Below are 18,106 nucleotides of genomic sequence, written 5' to 3'. Positions count from 1 at the left end.
GCCGCCGGCATCTGGCACAACTGGACCACCGGCGCCCCCGTCAAACGATCACTGATCGCCTACGACCACTGAAGACATCGGACTCATTCATCTAGGTCAGCCAGGCCTGTTCGCGGTCCTGTTACCCGGCCCGGCTACCTTCCCGGTCGTGGACAACGAACTGAAACGCAGCCTGGGGGTCTCCGACGCCGTCGTGGTCGGGCTCGGCGCGATGGTCGGCGCCGGCATCTTCGCGGCCCTCGCCCCGGCGGCGCGGGCGGCGGGCGGCGGGCTGCTCGCGGCCCTCGCGGTGGCCGCGGTGGTGGCGTACTGCAACGCGCATTCCTCGGCGCGGCTCGCCGCCCGGTATCCGGCCTCCGGCGGCACCTACGTCTACGGGCGGGAGCGGCTCGGGCCCTTCTGGGGGTACTTGGCCGGCTGGGGTTTCGTGGTCGGCAAGACGGCGTCCTGCGCGGCGATGGCCCTGACGGTCGGGGCGTACGTGTGGCCGGGCCGGCAGCACGCGGTGGCCGTGGCGGCGGTGGTGGCGCTGACCGCCGCGAGCTACGGCGGGGTACAGAAGTCCGCCCGGATCGCCCGGCTGATCGTGGCGGCCGTACTGGCGGTGCTGGCCGGGGTCGTCGTGGTGTGCCTGACCTCCAGTGCGGCGGACCGGGGGGCTCTGGCCGGCGGGGACTGGGACGCCGCCGGGCTGTTGCAGGGCGCGGGTCTGCTGTTCTTCGCCTTCGCGGGCTACGCCCGGATCACCACCCTGGGCGAGGAGGTGCGTGATCCGCGGCGCACGATCCCGCGCGCGGTGCCCATCGCGCTGGGGATCGCCCTTCTCGTGTACGCCGCCGTGGCGGTGGCGGCCCTGTCGGTGCTCGGCAGCGACGGTCTGGCGGCGTCGGCCGCGCCGCTGGCCGACGCGGTGCGCGCGGCCGGGTGGCCCGGACTGTCCCCGGTCGTCCGGGTGGGCGCGGCGCTGGCCGCGCTGGGCTCTCTGCTGGCCCTCGTGCTCGGGGTGTCGCGCACAGCCCTGGCGATGGCGCGGGACGGCCATCTGCCGCGCGCGCTGGCCGCCGTACATCCCCGGCATCAGGTGCCGCACCACGCGGAGCTGGCGGTGGGTGCGGTCGTGGCGGTGCTCGCGGCCACCGCCGATTTGCGGGGCGCGATCGGTTTCTCCTCTTTCGGCGTGCTGGTCTACTACGCGATCGCGAACGCCTCCGCGTGGACTCTCGGTTCAGGTGTCAAGGGGCGGGCCGTGGCAGCGGTCGGGCTGTCCGGCTGCGTGGTGCTGGCGTGCACGCTGCCCTTCGCGTCGGCGGTTTCGGGCGCGGCGGTGCTGGCGCTGGGCGCGCTGGTCTACGGGGCGCGGGCGAGGCTCGGGTCCGGCACCGGGGGCGGGCCCGGCGTCTGAGGCGGGCCCAAAGCCTGGGGCAGGACCGGCGCCTGGGGCGGGCCCGGCGTCTGAGGCAGGTGCGCGCGGTCCCGCGCCGGGGTGCGCGCGGACGCGCGTACGGAGGATACGGATTGCTTCGGCAACCACTCGGTTTCGTTCATGTGTTCAGGGTGCCGTACTCCACTGACAGCCGCTCAGGCCTGTGGACAACTCAGGCGAGGACGACCTCGACGCCCTCTTCCCGCAGGAAGCCGAGCAGTTCGCGGAAGGTGGCGGGGCGGCCGGTCAGCGGCTGGATGCCCAGGCTGCGGCGGGCCACCTCGTGGTCGTGCCAGACGAGGGTGAAAGGGAGCGTGGCTCCGAAGCCGCCGCACAGGGCGTCCGCGACACCGTTCAGGCAGCGGCCGAAGTAGCCGCCCGGGCCGTTGACGGCCTCGCCGAGGGCGCAGAAGAAGCCCTCGGTGTCGGTGACGTGCCGCCCGTCGAGGTGGTACGTCTCCCCGGGCGGCCGGTCCGGGCCCCTGCGGTGCTTCAGGGCAGGGTCCAGCCAGAGCGCCCGGCCGGTGCCGTCGAAGCGTGCCCACAGGTTGGGGACGGCCGGACGGCCGTTCCGCCACAGCGGCCAGATGCCGGCGACGACGGGCGGCTGCGGATCCATGTGCACGCTCAGGTCGTAGAGGCCCGGCCCACGGGGTGACGGCTGCCAGCCGACGACGTGGGGGTGCCCGGCCGTGGCGAGGGTCTCCCCCTCCGTGTCCAGCGCGTCGAGGCTCCGGCAGCCGAACCTCCGCCACTTCTTCCGGCTTCCCGGCGCGTCCAGCGCGTCGCGCAGCGGCCCCTGCACGGCGCACCCAAGGAGGCGGACGAGGTGCGGTGGCGGCTCTTCGGCCGGCAGTACCTCGGCGAGGTCCCGGAACTGGCCCAGGGGCCGGTTCTGGGCGTCCGAGAGGGCGAAGCCCACAGAGAGGGCGACCCGGTCCGGGTAGTCGGGCTGCTGGTCGGAGCGTACGGCCTCAATCGTGACGTCGGTCCGTGACAGGTCGCGGGCGCAGGGGCGGGTGGCGAGGACGCGGGCGCCCTCCAGGTACCACTCCCCCGTGGCCCGGCCGATCCTGTCGAGCGGCCGGAGGATCAGGAAGCCCAGCGCCAACGGCAGCTCCTGCCCGAAGGCGCAGCCCAGCAGCTCGTACCGGCGGCGTACCGGCTCCGGCGGGTCGGCGAAGAGGTTCTCGGCGTCCTCGCACAGTGCCCACAGCTGCTCGTCCTCGTGGTCCTCGTCCTCGCCCCACAGGGCGAAGCGCGCGCCGGCCGTCACCGGGAGGCGAAGGGGGCGTCCGTGGGGACGATCTCGCGGCCCAGGGGGAGCAGGGAGAGGGGGACCATCTTGAAGTTGGCGATGCCGAAGGGGATGCCGATGATCGTGACGCAGAGCGCGATGCCGGTGACGATGTGCCCGAGGGCCAGCCACCAGCCGGCCAGGACCAGCCACAGGACGTTGCCGACGCAGGACGGCGCGCCCGCGTCGTGGCGTTCGACCGTGGTGTAGCCGAAGGGCCAGAGGGCGTAGACGGCGATGCGGAAGGCGGCTATCCCGAAGGGGATGCCGATGATGGTGACGCAGAGGATCAGGCCCGCGAGGCAGTAACCGAGGAAGAGCCAGATCCCGCTGAGCACGAGCCAAATGACGTTGAGGATGGTCTTCACCGGCTGTGTCCTGCCATCTGTTCGAGCCGGGCGATGCGCTCGGCCATCGGCGGGTGGGTCGAGAACATCTTGGAGAGTCCCTGGCCGGGCCTGAAGGGGTTGGCGATCATCATGTGGCTCGCCGTCTCCAGGCGGGGTTCGGGGGGCAGCGGGAGCTGCTTGGTGCCGGCGTCGAGCTTGCGCAGGGCGCTGGCCAGAGCGAGCGGGTCGCCGGTGAGCTGGGCTCCGGAGGCATCCGCCTCGTATTCGCGCGAGCGGCTGATGGCGAGCTGGATCACGGAGGCGGCCAGCGGGCCGAGGATCATGATGAGCAGCATGCCGAAGAGGCCGGGGCCCTCGTCGTCGTTGGAGCGGCCGATCGGGATCAGCCAGGCGAAGTTCACCAGGAACATGATCACGGAGGCGAGGGCCCCGGCGACCGACGAGATGAGGATGTCGCGGTTGTAGACGTGGCTCAGCTCGTGCCCGATGACCCCGCGCAGTTCGCGCTCGTCGAGTATGCGCAGGATTCCCTCGGTGCAGCAGACGGCGGCGTTGCGCGGGTTGCGGCCGGTGGCGAAGGCGTTGGGGGCCTCGGTCGGCGAGATGTAGAGCCGGGGCATGGGCTGGCGCGCGGAGGTGGAGAGCTCGCGCACCATCCGGTAGAGCTCGGGGGCTTCGAACTCGCTGACGGGGCGGGCGCGCATCGCGCGTAGAGCGAGCTTGTCGCTGTTCCAGTACGCGTACGCGTTCGTCCCCAGGGCGACGATGACGGCGACGATCAGGCCGCCCCGTCCGAAGAGGCTTCCGATGAGGATGATGAGTGCGGACAGCCCGCCGAGGAGTACGGCGGTCTTCAGCCCGTTGTGCCGGCGGTGCACGGTACGCCCTCCAAGTGGTGCGGCTGGGGAGCCCCCGTCGTGGATCTGAGGGACTGCGGTCCAGTGGACCCTCCCTTTCTGGTCAACGCGAGGTGGCGGCGTCTGGTTCCCGGGACACGGCGGCGCCGCTGCCCCCGTGGCACGGGCCGGGGGGCAGCGGCGGGGATTAAGCCGAACGGGTGAGCCGCGTACGGAGGGACGCGGCCGGACGGGCTACAGCGGGAAGAGGGTGCCGGAGGCGAAGCGCAGGACGAGCTGCGGGGCACCGGAGAGGACCAGGGCGGCGACGGCGGTGAGGGCGATCGCGGCCGCGACGGGCCAGGGGGCCTTCGTACGGGCGGGGGTGTCCTCGGCGGTCTCCGGGGTGCGGAACAGGAGGGCGGTCCAGCGCAGGTAGTAGTACAGGGCGATGACGACGTTGGCGGCCATGAGCACGGCCAGCCAGCCGAGGCCCGCGTCCACGGCGGAGCGGAAGACGGCGACCTTGGCGAAGAGGCCGATGATGCCCGGCGGCAGTCCGGCCAGGCAGAGCAGGAAGAAGGCCATGGCCAGGGCGGCGGCGGGGCGCTCCGCGTACAGGCCCCGGTAGTCGCTGATCCGGTGCAGCGGCTTCGTCCGGGCGACGAGCGCGGCGACGGCGAAGGCGCCGAGGTTCACGACGGCGTACATGAGGGCGTAGGCGACGGTGGAGCCGATCTGGTCGCGGTCGGAGTACGCGGCCGCGGCGATCGGGACCAGCAGGTAGCCGGCCTGGCCCACGGAGGACCAGGCGAGGAGCCGTACGGCGCTGTTGGCGCGGTCGGCGGACTGGCGCAGCGCGGCGGCGTTGCCGAGGGTCATGGTGAGCGCGGCGAGCACGGCGAGGGCCGGACCCCAGATGTCGGAGTACGCGGGGAAGGCGATCACCGTGACGAGGACGAGGCCGGTGAAGCCGACGGCCTTGCCGATCACCGACAGGTATCCGGCCACGGGCAGCGGCGCGCCGACGTAGGTGTCCGGGACCCAGAAGTGGAAGGGGACGGCCGCGGTCTTGAAGGCGAAGCCGACGAGGGTGAGCGCGACGCCGGCCATGGCGAGGGTGTCGAGCTGTCCCGGTACGTCTTCGAGGCGGTCGGCGACCTGCGAGAGGTGCAGGGAGCCGGTGGCGGCGTAGACGAAGCTGACGCCCATCAGGGAGACGGCCGTGGCGGTGACGGAGGACAGGAAGAACTTGAGGGCGGCCTCGGAGGAGAGCCGGTCGCCGCGGCGCATGCCGACGAGGGCGAAGGCGGGCAGCGAGGCCACTTCGAGGGCGACGATCAGGGTGGCGAGGTCCCGGGAGGCGGGCAGCAGGGCCGCGCCGGCCGCGGAGGACAGCAGCAGGAACCAGTACTCGCCGGCCGGGGTGCGCGCGTCGCGGACGGCGGTGACCGACAGCAGGGCGGTGACCAGGGCTCCGGCGAGCACCAGGAACTGCACGACGAGCGTGAAGTGGTCGGCGGTGTAGCTGCAGGCGGCCGGGTCGCCGATGAGGCAGAAGGTGGTGCGGTCGCCGGCGCGCAGCGGGAACAGGGCGGCGGTCGCGGCGGCCAGGCCGGCGACGGAGATCCAGCCGAGGACCGGCTTGCGGGCCTCGGACATGAAGAGGTCGGCGACGAGGACGACCAGGGCGACGGCGGCGGTGATGACCACGGGCGCGATCGCGAGCCAGTCGACGGACTGGACGAGGCTGGGGGTGTCGGCGGCGAGGACCGTCGTGGCCGTCATGCGTTGCCTCCTGCGAGGAGCTTCTGGACGGCCGGGTCGGTGAGGCCGAGGAGGACCGCCGGCCACAGGCCGGCGAGGACGGTGAGGGCGACGAGCGGGGTCCAGGCGGCGAACTCGTAGCGCTGGACGTCGGCGACGGTGATCTCGGGGCCGGCCTTCGGGTCGCCCATGCAGACGCGCCGTACGACGATCAGCAGGTAGGCGGCGGTGAGCAGGGTGCCGAACGCGCCGACGGCCATGTAGGTGAGGAACGCCGGGCGGGAGAGGCCCTCCGCCGGGTCGAAGGCGCCGAACAGGGCCAGCATCTCGCCCCAGAAGCCGGCCAGGCCGGGCAGGCCGAGGGAGGCGACGGCGGCGAAGGCGAGGAGTGCGCCGAGGCGGGGGGCGCGGCCGTAGAGGGCGGCGCCGGTGGCTCCGGCGAGGGTGTCGAGGTCGCTGCTGCCGTAGCGGTCCTTCAGGGCGCCGACGAGGAAGAAGAGCAGGCCGGTGATGAGGCCGTGGGCGATGTTGGCGAAGAGCGCGCCGTTGACCCCGGTGGGGGTCATGGTCGCGATGCCGAGGAGGACGAAGCCCATGTGGCCGACGGAGGAGTACGCGATGAGGCGCTTGAGGTCGCCCCCGCCGCTCTTGCGGGTCAGCGCGAGGCAGGCGAGGGATCCGTAGACGATGCCGACGGCGGCGAAGGCGCCGAGGTAGGGCGCGAAGGTGTGCATGCCGTCGGGGGTGACGGGCAGCAGGATGCGGACGAACCCGTAGGTGCCCATCTTCAGCATGACGCCGGCGAGGAGGACGGAGCCGACGGTGGGGGCGGCGGTGTGGGCGTCGGGCAGCCAGGTGTGCAGGGGCCACATCGGGGTCTTCACGGCGAGGCCGATGCCGATGGCGAGGACGGCCAGCAGCTGGGTGGTCCGGCTCAGTCCGCGCCCGTTGTCAGAGGCGAGTGCCACCATGTCGAAAGTGCCGCTGTTCAGGCCGATCAGCAGCAGTCCGAGCAGCATGACCACGGAGCCGAGGAGGGTGTAGAGGATGAACTTCCAGGCGGCGGCCTGCCGCTGAGCGCCGCCCCAGCGGGCGATGAGGAAGTACATCGGGATGAGGACCATCTCGAAGGCGAGGAAGAAGAGCATCAGGTCGAGGACGGCGAAGGTCGCGAGGGTGCCGGACTCGAGTACGAGGAGCAGCGCGACGAAGGCCCTCGGGGAGGGGCCTTCGGGGAGCTTGAAGTAGCTGTACACCGCGCAGAGGAAGAACAGCAGCGCGGTCATCAGGAGGAGGGGGAGCGAGATGCCGTCGACGCCGAGGTGGATCCGGATGTTCAGCGCCTGGATCCAGCTGATGTCCGTCGTCGCCTGGAAGCGGGACGGGGCGTCGTGGTCGAAGCCCAGGGTGAGGGCGACGGCCGCGGCGAGGACGACTCCGGTGATGGTGACGCCGTGGCGGAGCACGGCCTGTTCGGGGCTCTTGCCCTTGAGGCCGGGCGGGGCCGGCAGGAGGGCCGCGACGGCGCCGAGGAGCGGTGCGGCCACGGTGAACGCCAGGAGGAACTGCATCACGGACGGGCTGATATCGATCACGGCTGACTCTCGGCTCACGATCCGGCGTTGACGTTGGCGAGGACGGCGGTGGCGATCGCCAGGACCACGGCGCCGGCGAGCAGGGCGCTCAGGTAGCTCTGCACGTTGCCGGTCTGGGCGCGGCGTACGAGGCTGCCGAGCAGCCGGGGGCCGGTGCCCGCGCCGCGGACGTAGGTGTCGACGACCTCGCGGTCCAGGAAGCGGACCAGGCCCGCGGCCGCCCGGGTGGGGCGGACGAAGAGCCGGTCGTAGACGGCGTCGAGGTGGAATCCGTCGGCGGCGTGGCGGTGCAGCGGGCCGAGGAGGGCCCGGCCGGGGTCGGCCGCGGGGGCGGCCGGGACGGCGGGGTGGTCGTGGGTCACTTCTGCCACCTCGGGGGTCTCGGCGGCGGATGCGGCGGCGGCGACGGAGGCGGGCACGGCGGCACCGTTGCGCACCCCGGCGGCGGCGCGGGCGGTGGCCCGCTGCCAGAGGCCGTAGGTGAGCACCACGCCGATGAGCGCGGCGCCGGTGCCGAGGACCGTGGTGGTCACGGACGGGGTGAGTTCGGCGCCGTCGAACCAGTCGGCGAGGGGTCCCGCGGCGAGGCCGAAGGCGACGGTGGGGACGGCGAGCAGCCACAGCACGCCGGTCATGGCGACGGGTTCCCTGCCGTGGTCGGGGGCGGCCGCGCCCCGGCCGCGGAAGGCCATCAGCCACAGCCGGGTGGCGTAGGCGGCGGTGAGCAGGGCGGTCAGCACACCGGCGACGAGGACGAGCCAGCCCGCCGCTGCGGGTGCGAGGTCGGAGTGTCCGCCGGCGGTGTGCTCGGCGGCGACGAGGACGGCTTCCTTGGAGAAGAAGCCGGCGAAGGGCGGGATGGCGGCGAGCGCGAGGAGCGCGATCGTCATCGTCCAGAAGGCGTCGGGGATGCGCTTGGCCAGGCCGTCCATGCGGGACATGGCGGCCAGGGAGTTCGTTCCGGCGGCGTGGATGATGACGCCCGCGCCGAGGAAGAGGAGCGCCTTGAAGGCGCCGTGGGACAGGAGGTGGAAGACGGCGGCGCCGCGGTCGCCGACGGCGAGGGCGCCCGTCATGTAGCCGAGCTGGCCGACGGTGGAGTAGGCGAGTACGCGCTTGATGTCGTCCTGGGCGAGGGCGGCGAGGCCGGAGCCGACCATCGTGACGGCCGCCATGACGGCCATGACGACGAGTGCGGCCCGGGAGGCCGTGAAGACCGGCAGGAGGCGGGCGATGAAGTAGACGCCGGCGGCGACCATCGTGGCGGCGTGGATCAGCGCGGAGACCGGGGTGGGGCCGGCCATGGCGTCGGGGAGCCAGGTGTGCAGGGGGAACTGCGCGGACTTGCCGGCGACGCCGGCGAGCAGGAGCAGTGCGATGAGCGTCGGGTGGTCGAGCCCGCCGGCGGCGACCGTGCCGAGGATCTTGGTGATCCGGAAGGAGCCGGCGTCGGCGGCGAGTGCGAACAGGCCGATGAGGAAGGGGACGTCGCCGAGCTTGGTGACGAGGAAGGCCTTCAGGGAGGCGGAGCGGGCCGCTTCGGTCTCCCAGTAGTGGCCGACGAGGAAGTACGAGCAGATGCCCATGATCTCCCAGCCGACCAGCAGCACCATCAGGTCGCCGGAGTAGACGACGAGCAGCATGGCGGAGGTGAACAGCGAGACCAGGGCCGCGTAGGACGGGTAGCGGGGGTCCTCGCGCAGGTACGCCGTCGAGTAGACCTGTACGCAGGTGGCGACGACCCCGACGAGGGCGGCGACCAGTACGGCGAAGCCGTCCAGGTGGAGCGACAGCTCGATCGGCACGGAGCCGGTCGGGGTGAGCTCGGTGGCGGTGTCGATGGCCGGGCCGCCCGCGTGGCGGACGGCGACGAGCACGGCCAGGACGGCGGCGGCCAGTGTCGGCAGGATGGCGAGCGGCCTGACGAAGCCGGGTGCGCCGCGGCCCAGGAGCAGGCCGGCGACCGCGCCGAGGAAGGGGAGGACGGGGACGAGGACCGCGAGGGTCGTGGTGCTCACGCGGCGACCTCCGGCCGGGCAGTGATGTCAGCGGTGTCATCGGACCGGCCGGGCTCGTGGCCCTCGGCGGTGTCGCGGAGCTTGTCGACGTCCGAGGTGCCGCGGTTGCGGTACACCATCAGCACGATGGCGAGGCCGATGCCGATCTCGGCGGCGGCGATGGCGATCGTGAAGAGGGTGAGCGCCTGGCCGGCGTGCAGGGTGTCGCGCAGCCAGACGTCGAAGGCCACCAGGTTGAGGTTGACGGCGTTGAGCATCAGCTCGACGGACATCAGGACCAGGATGGCGTTGCGGCGGGCGAGCACTCCGTAGAGGCCGGTGGCGAAGAGCAGGGCCGCGAGGACCGCGGGGTAGGCGAGGTGCATCAGCGCTGTCCCTCCTGGCCGGCCGCGCGGGTGGCGGCGTCGGCGGCTTCGGCGGCGTCCTCGGCGGGGGTGTTGCGGCGGGACAGCACGATGGCGCCGATCAGGGCGGCGAGGAGGAGCACGGAGAGCGCCTCGAAGGGCAGTACCCAGTGCTGGAAGAGGATCTCCCCGGAGACCTTGGTGGAGCCCTGGGCGGGTCCGTCGAGGTCGATCCAGGTGGTGCGGAAGGCGTCGACGACGACCCAGACGAGCGCGGCCCCGGCGGCGCCGGCGACGCCGAGCGCGACCCAGCGGTTGCCGGAGTCGGCGTCCGGGGAGCGGCCGATGGGGGCCCTGGTGAGCATCAGACCGAAGAGGAGGAGGACGACCACGGAGCCGAGGTAGATCAGGACCTGGACCCAGGCGATGAACTCGGCGGTCAGCAGCAGGTACTCGACGGCGATCCCGCCGAGCGCGACGACCAGCCAGAGGGCGGCGTGCACGAGCTGCTTGGTGGTGACCGTGATGACGGCCGCGCCGAGGGTGGCGAGGCCGACGAGGAGGAAGGCGACCTCCACGCCGGTCGGCGAGAGGAAGCCGGGGCCGGGCGCGGGGGTGCCGGCGGCCGCGGCCGCTGCGAGGTGGGCGGCGTACATCAGGCGGTGCCTCCCGCCGGGGTGTCGGGGGTGCCGTCGGCGGGCGGGGCCGCTTCGGCCTGCGCGGCGGCGGCCGCGGCTGCCGCAGCCGCGGCGGCGGTGGCTTCGGCCTTCTCGACGGCCTTGCGGGCGGCCGCGATCTCCTTGGGCTCCTCCGCCGCGGGGTCCAGGGCGGGCGGGGCCGGGACGGTCCACATCCACTCGCGCAGCTTGTCGCGCTCGTGGGTGAGCTCGTGGATGTCGGTCTCCGCGTACTCGAACTCCGGCGACCAGAAGAGGGCGTCGAAGGGGCACACCTCGATGCAGATGCCGCAGTACATGCAGAGGGAGAAGTCGATGGCGAACCGGTCGAGGACGTTGCGGCTGCGCTCGCGGCCGCCGGGGGTGGCGGCCGGCACCGTCTCCTTGTGGGAGTCGATGTAGATGCACCAGTCGGGGCACTCACGGGCGCAGAGCATGCAGACCGTGCAGTTCTCCTCGAACAGGCCGATGACCCCGCGGCTGCGGGGCGGGAGCTCGGGCTGCACCTCGGGGTACTGGGCGGTGTGCGCGCGCTTGGTCATCGTGCGCAGGGTGACCGCCAGCCCCTTGGCGAGGCCGGATCCGGGCATGGGCATTACTGGATCGCCACCTTCACGATGCCGGTGAGCGCGATCTGGGCGAGCGCGAGGGGAATGAGCACGGTCCAGGCGAGCTTCTGGAGCTGGTCCTCGCGCAGGCGGGGGTAGCTCACCCGGAGCCAGATGACGACGAAGGAAAGGACAGCGATCTTGAGCAGGGTCCAGACCCAGCCGAGGTCGTCGCCGCCGAAGGGGCCGTGCCAGCCGCCGAGGAAGAGGACGGTGGTCAGGGCGCACAGGACGACGATGCCGGCGTACTCGGCGAGCAGGAACAGCGCGAACCGCAGGCCCGTGTACTCCGTGTACGCGCCGAAGATGATCTCGGAGTCGGCGACGGGCATGTCGAACGGGGGCCGCTGGAGCTCGGCGAGGCCGGCGGTGAAGAAGACGACCGCGCCGACGATCTGCCAGGGCAGCCACCACCACTCGAAGGCGCCGACGATCCCGGACAGGGACACGGTGCCGGCGGCCATGGCGACCGAGGCCGCCGCGAGCAGCATCGGCAGCTCGTACGCGAGCAGCTGGGCCGCGGTGCGCAGGCCGCCGAGCAGGGAGAACTTGTTGGCGGAGGCCCAGCCGCCCATGAGACTGCCGAGGACGCCGACGCCCATGACGGCGAGTGCGTAGAAGAGGCCCGCGTCGATGACCTGGCCGACGGCGCCGTCGCCCGGGCCGATGGGGATCACGATCAGGACGAGGAGGTACGGCAGCAGCGCGACGGCGGGGGCGAGCTGGAAGATCCGCCGGTCGGCGTTGGCCGGGACGATGTCCTCCTTCTGCGCGAACTTCACGCCGTCGGCGACGAGCTGGGCCCAGCCGTGGAAACCGCCGGCGTACATGGGGCCGAGGCGGCCCTGCATGTGCGCCATCACCTTGTGCTCGGTCTGCCCGATGACGAGCGGCAGCACGAGGAAGACGGCGAAGACGACGATCAGTCGCAGGGCGACGTCGAGGACGTCGTTCACGCGTCGCCTCCGGTGGTGTCGGTTTCGGGCTTGGTCTTGGTCTCGGGCTCGGGTCCGGGTCCGGGCTCGGCAGCGGGCTCCGGCTCGGATCCGGGCCCGGCGGCGGGCTCCGGCTGCGGCGGGGCCGCGGCCGGGGGCTCCTCGAAGGCGGGCTTCGGGTCGTGCCAGGGCGCGTCCGCGCTCCGCGGGGCCGGGCGCCTGCGCGCCTCCGGCTCGGGGGCCTGGCTCGCCGAGCCGTCCGCGGCGGACCGGGTGCGCCGGGCCGGGCGCGCGGCGTCCGGGGCCGCGGGGGCGTCGGGCGCGGCCGGGGTCTCCGGGGTGGCCGGGGCCGCCTGGCCGGCGGAACCGTCGGAGGCCGACCGGGTGCGCCGGGCCGGGCGCGCGGCGTCCGGGGCCGCGGCGGCGTCGGGCGCGGCCGGGGTCTCCGGGGTGGCCGGGGCCGCCTGGCCGGCGGAGCCCTCCGTCACCGAGCGGCTGCGGCGCGGCGGGCGCGGGGTCTCGGCGCCGGCGTCGGGCGCGGCCTGGGTGGCGGAGCCCTCCGCCACCGAGCGGGTGCGGCGCACCGGGGCGCCCTCGCGCGGGGTGCGGGCCGGGCCGGCACCGGCCGCGCGCGGGGTGCGGGCCGGACGGGCCGGGGCCGGGGGCAGCTGGCCCTTGAGGGGACCCCAGTCGTTCGGGTCCGGCACGCCGGGCGGGAGCATCTGGCGGCGCTTGGGCGCGTCCGGGTCGTGTGCCTCGCCCGGCTCCTTGGCCCCGGGCCACGCCTTGGCGACGCGCGCCGCCAGGACGAAGTCCTTGCGCAGCGGGTGTCCCTCGAAGTTCTCGGGGAGGAGCAGGTGGACGAGGTTCGGGTGGTCCGTGAAGGTGACCCCGAACATCTCGAAGGTCTCCCGCTCGTGCCAGGCCGCGCCCGCGTACACGGCGACGGCCGACGGCAGCGTGGGTGCCGAGTGCGGGACGGTGGTGCGCAGCAGCAGCCGGCGGACCCGGTGGTTCTCCAGGGAGACGACGTGCGCGCAGACGCGGAAGCCCGTGCCGGGCTCGTCGACCGCGCTCAGCCAGTCGAAGTAGGTGCAGCCCAGCTTGTCGCGGGCGATCTCCAGCGAGGAGATCCAGGAGCCGACGGGCACGTCGACGGTGAGGACCTCGTACGCGGACGAGGCCACGGCCTCGGCGCCGAACACCGTCGTGGCCGCTTCGGGGAGGGAGTCGTAGAGGTTCACGCGCCGGCCCCCGGTGCGGGCGGCGGCGTGACGAGGCCGCTGGTGAGCTGGGCGACGGAGGGGGAAGCGGCGTAGCGGTCCGCGAGGGACTCGCGCGCGATCTTCTCCTGGAGCTTGAGGATGCCCTGGAGGAGGGCTTCCGGACGCGGCGGGCAGCCCGGCACGTAGACGTCGACCGGAATGATCTGGTCCACGCCCTTGGTGACCGAGTACGAGTCCCAGTACGGGCCGCCGCAGTTGGAGCAGGCGCCGAAGGAGATGACGTACTTCGGCTCGGGCATCTGCTCGTACAGACGCCGGACGGCCGGGGCCATCTTGTCGGTCACCGTGCCCGAGACGATCATCAGATCGGCCTGGCGAGGGCCGGGCGCGAACGGGATGACACCCAGGCGGATGAAGTCGTGGCGGGCCATCGACGCGGCGATGAACTCGATCGCGCAGCAGGCGAGGCCGAAGTTGAAGACCCACAGGCTGTAGCGGCGGCCCCAGTTCAGGACCACCTTCATGGGCTCCGGGGCGAGACGGGAGAGCACGCCCAGCCTCTTCGGTTCCGGGAGCAGCTGGGGCTGGGGCTCCGGTGTGACGGCCGGTGTCACGTCCATTCGAGGACGCCCTTCTTGTACGCGTAGAGCAGGCCGACGGCCAGGAACCCGAGGAAGACGAACATCTCGACCAGGGTCGTGGCGCCGTAACCGGCGGCGGCGAACACCGTCGCCCACGGGAAGAGGAAGATCGAGTCGACGGCGAAGATGACGTAGAGGAACGCGTACACGTAGTAGCGGACCTGGGTGTGCGCCCAGCCCTCCCCCACGGGGTCCACGCCGCACTCGTACGTCAGCAGCTTCTCGGGGGTCGGGACCACGGGCCGCAGCAGGCGGCCGGCGCCGAAGGCCACGGCGACGAAGAGCACGCCGAGGACCGCGAGCAGGCCGACGACCGAATAGCTCCGGAAGTAGTCCGCGGCGATCACGGTCGCTGTCGATACCGTTGGTTCGGGCACGTCCGTTCCTCGCTCCTCGGCAACTGTCGACGATCAGGTTGATCTGGTACGGCAGGGAGTCTAGGGCCTGGGCCGCACGGGGTGGGGTTACCCCCCGTTCACTGGCGCCTGGCTCCCCCATGGCGTCGGCGGGGCGGAATTGGCAGGCTGAGCCGCATGACCGCGAACGATCAAGCTTCCGCTCCCCCTCCCGTACGACCCGCGTTCGACGCGGCGACGTGGAAGGAGATCGCCTACCTGCTGAGCAACCTGCCGGTGGCGTTGATCGGATTTGTTTACACGGTTTTCATGGTGGCGACGGCCGGCGGCCTGTCCGTGACCGCGATCGGACTGCCCTTGCTCGCATGCGGACTGCTGGGGTCGCGTCAGCTCGGCAAACTCGACCGCGCCCGGGCGCGCGCCCTGCTGGGCGTACGGGTGGACGAGCCGAGCCCGCTGCCGGGACCGAAGCGGGCCGGCGGGTTCTTCGCCTGGCTGTGGGCCGGGATCAAGGACCCGGTGGGCTGGCGGACCGTGCTGTACGAGCTGGTCCGGCTGCCGTGGGGAGTACTGACCTTCAGTATCGCGCTGACCGGGCTGTTCGTGCTGTGGCCCGTGCTCCCGTACGTGGTGCGGGCCCTCGCGAACGTGGACCGCGCGATGGTACGGGGCCTGCTGTCGCCCTCCGACGAGCTGGAGCGGCGCATCGCGGAGCTGGAATCGGGCCGCGGGGTGGTCGTCGACACGGCGGCGGCCGACCTGCGGCGCATCGAACGGGACCTGCACGACGGGGCGCAGGCCCGGCTGGTGGCCCTGGCCATGGGGCTGGGCCTGGCGAAGGAGAAGCTGCTGGAGGACCCGGAGGGCGCGGCGGCGATGGTCGACGAGGCCCACGGCGAGGTGAAGCTGGCGCTCCAGGAACTGCGGGACCTGGCCCGGGGCATCCACCCGGCGGTGCTGACCGACCGGGGACTGGACGCGGCACTGTCGTCGGTGGCCTCGCGATGCCTGGTGCCGGTGAAGGTGCACGTGGACCTGGCGGAGCGGCCGGCCGAGGCGATCGAGGGGATCGCGTACTTCACGGTGTCCGAGCTGCTGCAGAACGTCAGCAAGCACGCGGGGGCGCGGGGCGCGACCGTCGAGGTGTGGCGGGCGGGGGCGCGGCTGCTGCTGCGGGTCTCCGACGACGGGCGGGGCGGGGCCAGTGCCTCCGGCGGGAGCGGGCTGGCCGGGCTCGCGGAGCGGTTGCGGGCGGTGGACGGGGTGTTCGTGGTGGATTCCCCCGAGGGGGAGGGGACGGTGGTCACGGCGGAGCTGCCGTGGCGCGGCCGCTAGAGGTCATCGGGGGGCGGGGCCTTGCGGGGCCGGGCCCTGCGGGGTGGGCGGGGGCGGGTGCGGGTGGATGGGGCGGGGCGGGGGGCGGAGTCCTCGGCCCCGCCCTTCGCCCGTTCCCCGGGCTGCGCCCGGGTGCCGGGGTGGGGTTAACCCCACCGGGGAGACGCCGACCTGCCGCATGGTTCGGGCAGAGGGGTGGGCGGCAGGGTTGGGGGGACACGGGATGAGCGGAAGGGCGGGCGGGAACATGGGGAACGGCAAGAGCAGCGGCTGGACGGTGCTGCGGGCACCGGTGGCGGCGCAGACCTGGCGCGAGTTCGCGTACCTGCTCGTCGGCCTGCCGCTCAGCACCCTGTACTTCTCGCTCGCGGTCACCGGGGTGGCCCTGGGCGCCGGGCTGCTCGTGACGTTCGTCGGGGTGCCGGTGCTGGCCGGGGTGCTCGCCATGTGCCGGGGCTTCGGGCACGTGGAGCGGACCCGGGTGCGCGAGCTGCTGCGCGTACCGGTCGCCGACCCGGCGCCGGTCCGGGCGGCCAAGGACGGAGCGGTGGCCAGGATGGGGGCGCTGCTCAAGAGCGGCAGCGCCTGGCGGCACGTGCTGTATTCGGTGGTCCACCTGCCGTGGGCCGTGTTCACCTTCTCGACGGCGCTGACGCTGTGGAGCGCCGGCTGGAGCATGCTGCTGTACCCGCTGTGGTTCTGGGTCTTCCCGGCCTTCACCGACCAGCCGGGGCTCCAGCTGTTCCAGAACGACGAGTACGCCTTCTACCTGGACTCCCCGCTCGCGATCGCCGCCACCTTCGCCGTCGGGCTGGGCCTCACCCTGGCCACCCCGTGGGTGCTGCGGGCCCTGACCACCGCCGACCGGGTGCTGGTCAGGGGGCTGCTCGGCCGGTCCCGGCTCGACGACCGGGTCAGCGAGCTGGAGTCCGACCGGGGGTCGGTGGTGGACACGGCGGCGGCCGACCTGCGGCGCATCGAACGGGACCTGCACGACGGGGCGCAGGCCCGGCTGGTGGCCCTGGCCATGGACCTGGGGCTGGCGAAGGAGAAGCTCGGCGAGGACCCGCAGGCCGCCGCGCGGATGGTGGACGAGGCCCACGGCGAGGTGAAGATCGCCCTCCAGGAGCTGCGGGACCTGGCCCGGGGCATTCACCCGGCGGTGCTGACCGACCGGGGACTGGACGCGGCGCTGTCGTCGGTGGCCTCGCGGTGCACGGTTCCGGTGCGGGTGGAGGTGGACCTGCCGGCCCGGCCGGCGGCGGCGATCGAGGGGATCGCGTACTTCACGGTGTCCGAGCTGCTGCAGAACGTCAGCAAGCACGCGGGGGCGCGGGGCGCGACCGTCGAGGTGTGGAAGTCCGGGGCCCGGCTTCTGATCCGGGTGGCGGATGACGGGCGGGGCGGGGCCAGTGCCTCCGGCGGGAGCGGGCTGGCCGGGCTCGCGGAGCGGCTGGGCGCGGTGGACGGGGTGTTCGTGGTGGATTCCCCCGAGGGGGAGGGGACGGTGGTCACGGCGGAGCTGCCGTGGCGCGCGTGAGCCCTGCCGGGCGGTGAGCCGGGGCCCTGCCGGGCAGTGAGCCGGGCGGGGCCCGTGCGGGGCCCTGCCGGGGGCGCGGCCGAGGCGGGGGCGTGCCGCTGCGCGGGGGCGTGCCGCTGCGCGGGGCGAGGTCCCCTACCCTCCCCCAGACTCCGTCCGGGGGGACCCCCACTTCGCCCGTTCCCCGGGGCTCCGCCCCCGGACCCTCCCCCGGCTACCGCGGGGAGGTGCCCCCAGCGCCTCGAACGTCGGCGGGGCTGGATTGTGCCGCCCGCCCGCCAGGGCGGCGGTTTCGGCCATGTCTGGGCGCGTTGGCTTGGATCTGCTCCCCCGGCCGGATGCGGCTGGGATGCTTGGCTGTGCCAAGTGGTCGTCGAGTGGACGCGGGAGCTGCGGGAACGTGGAAGACAGGGTGCGAGTGGTCATCGCCGAGGACTCAGTGCTGCTCCGTGAGGGCCTGACCCGGCTGCTGACCGACCGGGGGCATGACGTCGTGGCCGGCGTCGGGGACGCGGAAGCCCTGCTCAAGACGGTGGCCGACCTGGCGGCCGAGGGGGCGCTGCCCGACGTCGTCGTGGCCGATGTGCGGATGCCGCCTACGCACACCGACGAGGGCGTACGGGCCGCCGTGCGGCTGCGCCGCGACTACCCCGGGATCGGGGTGCTCGTGCTGTCGCAGTACGTGGAGGAGCAGTACGCCACCGAACTGCTGGCCGGTTCCAGCACCGGTGTGGGCTATCTGCTCAAGGACCGCGTCGCCGAGGTCCGCGAGTTCCTCGACGCCGTCGTCCGCGTCGCGCGAGGCGGTACGGCCCTGGACCCCGAGGTCGTGGCCCAGCTGCTCGGGCGCAGCCGCAAGCAGGACGTGCTGGCCGGTCTGACCCCGCGCGAGCGCGAGGTACTGGGCCTGATGGCTGAAGGACGCACGAATTCCGCTGTAGCGAAGCAGCTCGTCGTGAGCGATGGGGCCGTGGAGAAGCACGTCAGCAATATCTTCATGAAGCTGGGGTTGTCCCCGAGTGACGGGGATCACCGGCGTGTACTGGCGGTCCTCACCTATCTGAGGTCTTGATTAACTGACAATGTGTCAGGTAAGGCGCGCCGCTCCGGCGTGCGCGCCACGGCGACCGCCGGGTGATTTGGAATATTTCGAGTAGT

Annotated in this window: 17 protein-coding genes; 4 read left to right on the top strand and 13 right to left on the bottom strand. The window is 73.1% G+C overall.

Translation table 11 applies throughout. The features are described from left to right. Positions 1–148: 148 nt before the first annotated feature. Complete coding sequence (locus AC069X_RS20865; protein ID WP_478730089.1) at positions 149–1,402, top strand: APC family permease; 1,254 nt, start codon at positions 149–151, stop codon at positions 1,400–1,402. Positions 1,403–1,595: 193 nt separating this feature from the next. Here AC069X_RS20865 and AC069X_RS20860 read toward each other — a convergent pair whose 3' ends face one another. The 13 genes from AC069X_RS20860 to AC069X_RS20800 all read right to left on the bottom strand — a co-directional run bounded on the left by AC069X_RS20860 (position 1,596) and on the right by AC069X_RS20800 (position 14,094). Continuing rightward, on the bottom strand, positions 1,596–2,699 hold the full coding sequence (locus AC069X_RS20860) for a barstar family protein (RefSeq protein ID WP_478730088.1): 1,104 nt from the start codon (positions 2,697–2,699) through the stop codon (positions 1,596–1,598). Then, positions 2,696–3,088: a YccF domain-containing protein gene (locus AC069X_RS20855; protein ID WP_478730087.1), complete on the bottom strand. Its 393-nt coding sequence runs from the start codon at positions 3,086–3,088 to the stop codon at positions 2,696–2,698. Before AC069X_RS20855 ends, AC069X_RS20860 begins: the two co-directional genes overlap by 4 nt. Further along, on the bottom strand, positions 3,085–3,948 hold the full coding sequence (gene htpX, locus AC069X_RS20850) for a zinc metalloprotease HtpX (RefSeq protein ID WP_478730086.1): 864 nt from the start codon (positions 3,946–3,948) through the stop codon (positions 3,085–3,087). Before htpX ends, AC069X_RS20855 begins: the two co-directional genes overlap by 4 nt. 213 nt (positions 3,949–4,161) lie before the next feature. Then, entirely contained in the window at positions 4,162–5,694 is a 1,533-nt protein-coding gene (locus AC069X_RS20845; RefSeq protein ID WP_478730085.1) for an NADH-quinone oxidoreductase subunit N, read from the bottom strand. Further along, entirely contained in the window at positions 5,691–7,268 is a 1,578-nt protein-coding gene (locus AC069X_RS20840; RefSeq protein WP_478730084.1) for a complex I subunit 4 family protein, read from the bottom strand. The genes AC069X_RS20845 and AC069X_RS20840 overlap by 4 nt, the downstream gene beginning before the upstream one ends. Before the next feature lie 14 nt (positions 7,269–7,282). Next, positions 7,283–9,286 carry an NADH-quinone oxidoreductase subunit 5 family protein gene (locus AC069X_RS20835; RefSeq protein ID WP_478730083.1) on the bottom strand — a complete coding sequence of 668 codons (2,004 nt, stop codon included), beginning with the start codon at positions 9,284–9,286 and terminating at the stop codon, positions 7,283–7,285. Beyond that, a complete protein-coding gene (gene nuoK / locus AC069X_RS20830) occupies positions 9,283–9,651 on the bottom strand; it encodes an NADH-quinone oxidoreductase subunit NuoK (protein ID WP_478730082.1) in 369 nt (122 codons plus the stop codon). The genes AC069X_RS20835 and nuoK overlap by 4 nt, the downstream gene beginning before the upstream one ends. Next, on the bottom strand, positions 9,651–10,286 hold the full coding sequence (locus AC069X_RS20825; RefSeq protein ID WP_478730081.1) for an NADH-quinone oxidoreductase subunit J family protein: 636 nt from the start codon (positions 10,284–10,286) through the stop codon (positions 9,651–9,653). The genes nuoK and AC069X_RS20825 overlap by 1 nt, the downstream gene beginning before the upstream one ends. Further along, positions 10,286–10,903, bottom strand: a complete 618-nt coding sequence (locus tag AC069X_RS20820) for a NuoI/complex I 23 kDa subunit family protein (RefSeq protein WP_478730080.1) — start codon at positions 10,901–10,903, stop codon at positions 10,286–10,288. Before AC069X_RS20820 ends, AC069X_RS20825 begins: the two co-directional genes overlap by 1 nt. Then, positions 10,903–11,871, bottom strand: coding sequence for a complex I subunit 1/NuoH family protein (locus AC069X_RS20815; protein WP_478730079.1), 969 nt, complete (start codon positions 11,869–11,871; stop codon positions 10,903–10,905). The genes AC069X_RS20820 and AC069X_RS20815 overlap by 1 nt, the downstream gene beginning before the upstream one ends. Further along, positions 11,868–13,094, bottom strand: coding sequence for an NADH-quinone oxidoreductase subunit C (locus AC069X_RS20810; RefSeq protein ID WP_478730078.1), 1,227 nt, complete (start codon positions 13,092–13,094; stop codon positions 11,868–11,870). Before AC069X_RS20810 ends, AC069X_RS20815 begins: the two co-directional genes overlap by 4 nt. Beyond that, positions 13,091–13,696, bottom strand: a complete 606-nt coding sequence (locus tag AC069X_RS20805; RefSeq protein WP_478730077.1) for an NADH-quinone oxidoreductase subunit B — start codon at positions 13,694–13,696, stop codon at positions 13,091–13,093. The genes AC069X_RS20810 and AC069X_RS20805 overlap by 4 nt, the downstream gene beginning before the upstream one ends. Continuing rightward, on the bottom strand, positions 13,687–14,094 hold the full coding sequence (locus tag AC069X_RS20800; protein ID WP_478730076.1) for an NADH-quinone oxidoreductase subunit A: 408 nt from the start codon (positions 14,092–14,094) through the stop codon (positions 13,687–13,689). Before AC069X_RS20800 ends, AC069X_RS20805 begins: the two co-directional genes overlap by 10 nt. Before the next feature lie 156 nt (positions 14,095–14,250). Here AC069X_RS20800 and AC069X_RS20795 point away from each other — a divergent pair, with 156 nt between their 5' ends. From AC069X_RS20795 to AC069X_RS20785, 3 genes are all read left to right on the top strand, one after another. Beyond that, a complete protein-coding gene (locus AC069X_RS20795; RefSeq protein WP_478730075.1) occupies positions 14,251–15,408 on the top strand; it encodes a sensor histidine kinase in 1,158 nt (385 codons plus the stop codon). 223 nt (positions 15,409–15,631) lie between these two features. Further along, positions 15,632–16,948 carry a sensor histidine kinase gene (locus tag AC069X_RS20790; RefSeq protein WP_478730074.1) on the top strand — a complete coding sequence of 439 codons (1,317 nt, stop codon included), beginning with the start codon at positions 15,632–15,634 and terminating at the stop codon, positions 16,946–16,948. Between the two features lie 412 nt (positions 16,949–17,360). Then, a complete protein-coding gene (locus AC069X_RS20785; RefSeq protein WP_478730103.1) occupies positions 17,361–18,020 on the top strand; it encodes a response regulator transcription factor in 660 nt (219 codons plus the stop codon). Positions 18,021–18,106 lie beyond the last annotated feature (86 nt).

The sequence above is a fragment of the Streptomyces sp. NPDC043896 genome, assembly GCF_056435605.1.
Note: the sequence above shows the minus strand (reverse complement) of the source record. Positions and strands in the feature narration are given on the sequence as shown.